The organism is Streptomyces sp. NBRC 110028 (genome assembly GCF_001417735.1).
Taxonomy (GTDB): Bacteria; Actinomycetota; Actinomycetes; order Streptomycetales; family Streptomycetaceae; genus Streptomyces.
In genome coordinates this window covers 1-5770 of sequence record NZ_BBUZ01000083.1, presented here as the reverse complement: position 1 = coordinate 5770, position 5770 = coordinate 1, and the positions used below count along the sequence as shown (strand labels likewise).

Below are 5770 nucleotides of genomic sequence, written 5' to 3'. Positions count from 1 at the left end.
GACGTTCACTCACCGACGCTCATCGCAGCGGGTTGGAGGTGCGGCGCCGAGGGGACTCGGGCCGTGGAATACACCTGCCATGGAGCGGCCGCTTGTCGGGTGCTCCGGCCGGAACAGGGCGCCTTATGCGAGAAGGCGCGGAAAGAAAGGCAGTGACATGCCCGCGGGCTCCCATTCCAAGCGTGAACGGCAATACGAGCACATCAAGGAAGGTGCGGAGAAGCGCGGCACCTCCACGGGGCGGGCCAAGGAAATCGCCTCCCGCACCGTGAACAAGGAGCGCGCCCGCTCGGGAGAGGCCAAGACGGCCAGTAAGACCTCGACCCGGGACCGGAAGTCCGCGTCCCGGCGCGGCGGCGAGCGCTCGCACAGCGGCTCCCGGGGCCCGACCCGTGACCAGCTGTACAACGAGGCGAAGCAGCGCGGGATCGAGGGGCGCTCGCACATGAACAAGGAGCAGTTGGCCAAGGCCCTCGGGCGGTGAGGAAGGGACGTGCCACCGGTGGCGTCGAGGCCACCGCACGCCGATTCTCCCGGTGGTCGGCGCGCATCGCGCATACCTCTCGCCGGACAGGGAATTCGAGAATTCTCTGGACTGCGGAGGAGACATGACGATGGCAAGCCCGGAACTCACGTCGTCGGCGCATGACCCTTCATGCCCGTCCTGCACGAGCGCGCCGTCCTCCGAAGCGCATGAGCGGCCGGAGACCGACCGCGAACGCCTCAACCGGAAATGGAACGAGATTCTCCAGGAGACGCGGGTCGCACAGACCGGGGTGCAGATTCTCTTCGGATTCCTGCTTTCCCTCGCCTTCACTCCGGCGTTCCGGGACCTGGAACTCTTCGACCGCGTCCTTTATGTGGTGACCGTGGCGGCAGGCGCCTCCTCGGTCGCCGCGCTGATAGCTCCGGTGTCCATCCACCGGTTTCTGTCCGGGCTGCGGATGAAGGACGAGGTCGTCGAGGCCGCAGGGCGGTTCATGGCGTGCGGGATGGTGCTGCTGGCGCTCACGATCGCGTGCACTCTGCTGCTCATCCTCAATGTCGTCACCGACAGTGTCGTGGGCGAACTGGTCGTCGGGATTGTCATGCTCTGGTTCGCCGTTTGCTGGTACGTCATTCCCCTGCGGCTCCGGCGCAAGTCCCGGCGGCGCGGCGACTGAGGTCCGGCCGCCCCCCAGCGGTGCGGACAGCGCGGAGCCCGCCGGCTGATCCGGCTCCCCACGACGTGTCCTCAGACCGAGGCCACGCGCCGGACGGCCTCCTCCACCCACGGCGGCAGCGGGCGGCGTTGCCGCAGCGCCGCCGGGAGCCGTGCCAGCACCCCGCGGAGCGCGATACGTGCCTCCGGTTCGCCGGCCGCCTCGGCGAGGAGCCGGGCGGTGCCCCGGAGGGCGAGGGGGAGGGGACGGCGCAGCCAGTGGCCGATCAGCTCGTTGCGCCGCATCACTGCGTCGCGGCCCGGGCGCGCCGTCACGGCCGGATGGTGGTGGGCCACCATCTCCGCGCAGTACGAAACGCCCCAGCCGTGCGCGGTGAGGTCGTAGGCGAGCAGGGTTTCCTCCCCGCCGGAGAAGATCAGCGGATGGAAGCCCCCCACGCCCAGGAACGCGCTGCGGCGCACCACCGCGGCGCAGGCGAGGAAGCCGAAGACCTCCGGGCCCGGCAGGTCCGGTGCCCGTCCGGCGGGGGACGCGGCGAGCACCGCGTTGAGCGGATCGGGCCGCTCCTCGGGGCCGACCCGCACCTGTGCCGACACCAGTCCGAGCCTGGGGTGGGTGTCGAGGAGCCGGGCGGCCCGGCGCAGCGCGCCGGGCCGCCACCACGAGTCGTCGTCGCTGAAGGCGATGTACGGGGTGGTCAGCGCGCGCACCCCGTCGTTGCGGGCCAGCGCCCCACGGTTGACGCGATGGGGCAGGAGGTCGACTTCGGGGAACCGCTCGGCGATCATGGCGCGGGTGCGGTCGGTCGAGCCGTTGTCGACCACCAGGACGGGCGGCCGCTCGGGCAGGGCCGTGAGGTGTTCGAGGGTGGTGGCGAGGGTGTCGGCATGGTTGCGGGTGGCGACGACGACACCGACGGCGGGCGTCGTCACAGCGCCTCCCGGGGCCCGTACCACCATGGGTCCTCCTCTCCGCGCACCACCGCCGCGCGGTCGACGAGTACCCGGCCCCGGGCGCGCCACGCGGCTGTCCAGGGGGTGTCCTGGTGGGAGGCCGGGAGCGCGCACACCGCGATGCCCCGCTCCAGCAAACTGCCCAGTACCAGCCGGTGGCCGTGTTCGCACACGCTCGTGGCCATCCGGTACGGGGACCAGCGGCGCAGCAGATGGCGGGCGACACTTCCGTCGGGGCGGATCGCCAGCACGCGCAGGGTGGCCCGGGGCCGGGGCCGGAGCCTCTTGGCGGTGGCCGCCGCCGCCCTCCTGACGGCGGGCGGGGCACGGTGAGCCGCGTCCACGGCGGGCTCGCGCGGCCCGGCCAGAGCGACCCAGAACACCCCGTCGGCGCCCGGGAGAGGTTGTCGGGGTAGCCCGGCAGGTCCCGTACGAGGGTGTCGTGCCCGCCCTGGCGCGGACCGGTCAGCCAGTGGCGGCTGATGCGGCGGGCGCCGCTCTCCGCCACGGCGAGGAACGACTCGTCGGGGGCCAGCGCGACGCCGTTGGCGAACCGCAGCCCGTCCCGCAGGATCTCCGGCTCGCCACCCGGCCGCAGCCGCAGGAGCTGCCCGGTGGCGGTGTCCTCCAGGATGTCGCTCAGCCAGTCCTCCAGGGGCTGGCGGCGGCTGGAGACGGTGAAGTAGAGGGTGCCGTCCGCCGCCGTGACGACGTTGCTGCAGAACCGCAGCGGGGTGCCGGCCACCTCGTCGGCGAGGACGCGCACCGTTCCGCCGCGCGGGTCGACGCGCAGCAGCCCGCGCCGGGCGTCGCACACCAGCAGTTCGCCGTCGGGGGAGGGGACCAGACCCAACGGCCTGCCGCCGGTCTCGGCGATCACCTCGGCGCGGGCGAGCCCCGTCGTGTCCGACAGGGTCAGCCGCCAGATCGCCCCGTCCGCGGTCCCGGTGAGGATCCGGCCCCGGTCGTCGAGGGCCACGTGCTCGGGCCCCCGCGCGTCGCGGGCGACGATCCGCGGGCGGGGCAGTGGCTCTACCGCGGCGTCCGCCGGGGCCGCCGGGGATCGGTGTCGTCGTGGCATGGGGCTCACGCCGCCCCGCGTGCCCTGGCCGCCCTGACGCACCGGGTCATCTCCTCGGCGTAGGGCAGGGCGACGAAGGCGCTGACGGCCGCGCCGACCGCCACCAGGTAGCGGGCGGGCAGCGGGTGCTCCTTCGGCAGCAGCTTCCAGTCCTCCGCCGTGTCGCCCCCGCGCAGGGTGGCGCGCACCTGCTTCCAGTGCGGACACGAGGTGAAGGCCAGCGCCGACAGCGGCAGGACCTCCGGGAAGCTGTGGATGTGCTGCTCCACCGGACGCACCTCGCGCTCGCCGGTGGCCAGGCTGACGTCCCACAGGGCCGTCGCGCCGTGGGCCGCGGCCGCGCCGCCCATGACCGACAGCACCAGCGGATTGACCCGGGCGAGCAGGGCCATCGCCACCGGAACGCCCGCCTCCGTCATCATGAGCGCGTGCAGCGCCGACTCGCGCGTGCCGGACGTCTCCTCGATCCGGGTCCTGCGGTGCATGGCCCAGTCCGCCACGGCCGGTACGAACCACAGCGGCAGCACCCCGTACATCAGGAAGCGCCGGTTGGCGTCCTCGACATCCATCGGCTCCCGGGGCACCCGCGGATCGCGTGGCCGACGCCAGCGACGCCATGCGCGGGCCACCGGACTGTGGGACAGAGCCATGCCGTCTCCAGCCTTCAGGGGAAGATCACGGGCCGCCCGAGTGCCCTGCCAGTGTCCGCGGCAAACCGTCACCCGGCAGGTACGCCGCGCCCCCATGGCCACACCGCCACACCGGCCCGCTGAAACAGCTGTGGCAGATGAGGTGACTGGGAGTCAAGTGGTAGATATATGCCAAGTTTGTTGGCCCGAAGAGGTACATCCGCCCTTCATTCGTGCCACACTGAACGTGGCTGGCCCTCACCGCATCCCCCGTCGGTGAGGGCCTTCCCTTTCCGGTCCCCTCCGGCCCCGTTCCCGTCAGCCCCGGGCGGCGCGCAGCGCCGCCAGGTGGGCCGTGCGCACCTCGGGTGTCTGGCCCTGGACGACCAGGAACAGACCCTCCCGGGCGAGGCGCTGGGCCGGGTGGGAGAGGCCGAAGGCCCGGCCGCCGCCCGCGGCGATCGCGGCCGTGGTGGCGGCGCGCATCAGGTCGTACGCCCGGGTCTTGGCGGCGAGCCGGTCCTCCAGCCGTTCCGCGGGCGGCACCTCGTCGACCAGGACGTAGGCGTCACGGCGCGCCGCGTCCAGGCGCTCGCGCAGGACACCCGCCGTGTCCTTCGCCTCGGCGTCGCCGGACGCGTCGAGGAGGTCGAGCGCGGCGCGGGCCACGCCGAACACGGCCGGGTTGGTGTTGGTGTTCTTCGGGCGGTCCTCCGTCGCCCAGCGTTCGTGCGGCAGGCGCACCGCCACCGCCTCGTCGGGCACCACGAGCCCGTCGAGCAGCAGTCCGACCGTCCGCGAACCGGTGAGCGCGGCGAGCTGGAGCGGGCCGGTGGGCGTCAGCCCCGGCTGCTCGTGGGCGCCGACGGCACCGAAGACCACCTCGCCGTCCTCGGTGCCGCCGCCCAGCAGGAACAGGTCGTTCAGCCCCCAGCCGGTGTACCAGGGCACACGCCCGTCGAAGCGCCAGCCGTCCGCCACCCGGGTGGCCCGCACGGGCAGCTTCGGGTGGGCGCGCAGATGCGAGAAGGCGATTCCCGCCAGCAGCGTGCCGTCGCTCAGCGGGCGCAGCCAGCGCTCGCGCGCCGCCTCCTCGCCCGTGGTCAGGGTCCGCACCGGCGTGTGGTGCTGGGCCTGGACGAAGAACGTCGAACAGCAGGCGCCCGCCAGGATCTCGGCGATCTCCCGGCCGGTGGCCGCCGGGGCCTGTGCGCCGCCGTACGCCGCCGGCGCGTTGACCCCCAGTACCCCCGATGCCTTGACGGCCTCGATGGCCCCGGGAGTGACGCCCTCCCGGTCGTGCGCCTCGGCGGCGGGGGAGAGGACGTCGGCGGCCAGCCGGCGGGCCGCCGCGACGAGGGGATGGTCGGGGGTGGCGGTCATGCGGAGCGCTCCTTAAGCGGTGGTACGGGCTGCGCCTCGACGGGGCTCGCCCAGGGTGAGCATCAGTCGGTGGCCCAGGCGAACACGGCGACGACGCCGTTTGACGCGCGAGACGGCGAGCGCGGCGACCTCCCGGCCGAGGCGGCCGGGCCCGGACGCGGAGCGAAAGCGGGGGACCAGGGTGCCCACAACCGTTCGGGGCGCCCGGCTGAGCGCGGGTCCTGGCACCAGGACTCACTCCCGCTCAGGCGGCGGCAAGGGCCGAGGGCGTGCTCAACTCTCCGGACGTGATCGTGGAACGGATCGGTCCTCTCTCATGCGCAGGATCAAGGTGACCGCGTCCTCCGAGCGGGTTCCGGGAGCCAGGACTTCCTGCAAGAAGAGGCCGCGCATCGCGGCAACGGTGACGGTGGCCACATCCCGCGCTTCCTTGGTGTCGAGCCCTTCGCGCTCCGCGAGTGAGGACAGCATCACGGTCAGGTCGTCGATCGACTCCACAAACTCACGGAAGTCCTCAGGGGCGTACGCGGCCAGTCCGGCGACGTAGAAGAAGCCGCGAAC

Annotated in this window: 5 protein-coding genes and 2 pseudogenes; 2 read left to right on the top strand and 5 right to left on the bottom strand. The window is 73.1% G+C overall.

The features are described 5' to 3' along the window. Nucleotides 1–157: 157 nt before the first annotated feature. Together ASC60_RS38310 and ASC60_RS38305 are read left to right on the top strand one after the other, a co-directional pair. Nucleotides 158–484: a hypothetical protein gene (locus ASC60_RS38310; RefSeq protein ID WP_055558343.1), complete on the top strand. Its 327-nt coding sequence runs from the start codon at nt 158–160 to the stop codon at nt 482–484. A gap of 124 nt (nt 485–608) precedes the next feature. Beyond that, entirely contained in the window at nt 609–1163 is a 555-nt protein-coding gene (locus tag ASC60_RS38305; protein ID WP_055558342.1) for a DUF6328 family protein, read from the top strand. A gap of 71 nt (nt 1164–1234) precedes the next feature. Here the strand turns inward: ASC60_RS38305 and ASC60_RS38300 are convergent, their stop codons facing one another. The 5 genes and pseudogenes from ASC60_RS38300 to ASC60_RS38280 form a co-directional block, all read right to left on the bottom strand. Beyond that, nucleotides 1235–2095: a glycosyltransferase family 2 protein gene (locus ASC60_RS38300; RefSeq protein WP_055558344.1), complete on the bottom strand. Its 861-nt coding sequence runs from the start codon at nt 2093–2095 to the stop codon at nt 1235–1237. Nucleotides 2096–2214: 119 nt separating this feature from the next. Beyond that, nucleotides 2215–3197: pseudogene (locus ASC60_RS40480) on the bottom strand (SMP-30/gluconolactonase/LRE family protein); the annotation flags it as partial. Nucleotides 3198–3202: 5 nt separating this feature from the next. Next, nucleotides 3203–3766 (bottom strand): diguanylate cyclase, encoded by a 564-nt coding sequence (locus tag ASC60_RS38290; protein WP_234357337.1) that lies wholly within the window; start codon nt 3764–3766, stop codon nt 3203–3205. 378 nt (nt 3767–4144) lie between these two features. Continuing rightward, nucleotides 4145–5209: an acyl-CoA dehydrogenase family protein gene (locus tag ASC60_RS38285; protein WP_055558340.1), complete on the bottom strand. Its 1065-nt coding sequence runs from the start codon at nt 5207–5209 to the stop codon at nt 4145–4147. 273 nt (nt 5210–5482) lie between these two features. Beyond that, nucleotides 5483–5770 (bottom strand): annotated as a pseudogene (locus tag ASC60_RS38280) (TetR/AcrR family transcriptional regulator); the annotation flags it as partial.

Excerpts from the sequence above, each read along its gene's own strand:
- ASC60_RS38310 (WP_055558343.1), top strand. The coding sequence starts at position 158 with ATGCCCGCGGGCTCCCATTCCAAGCGTGAACGGCAATACGAGCACATC.
- ASC60_RS38305 (WP_055558342.1), top strand. The coding sequence starts at position 609 with ATGACGATGGCAAGCCCGGAACTCACGTCGTCGGCGCATGACCCTTCA.
- ASC60_RS38290 (WP_234357337.1), bottom strand. The coding sequence starts at position 3,766 with ATGGATGTCGAGGACGCCAACCGGCGCTTCCTGATGTACGGGGTGCTG.
- ASC60_RS38285 (WP_055558340.1), bottom strand. The coding sequence starts at position 5,209 with ATGACCGCCACCCCCGACCATCCCCTCGTCGCGGCGGCCCGCCGGCTG.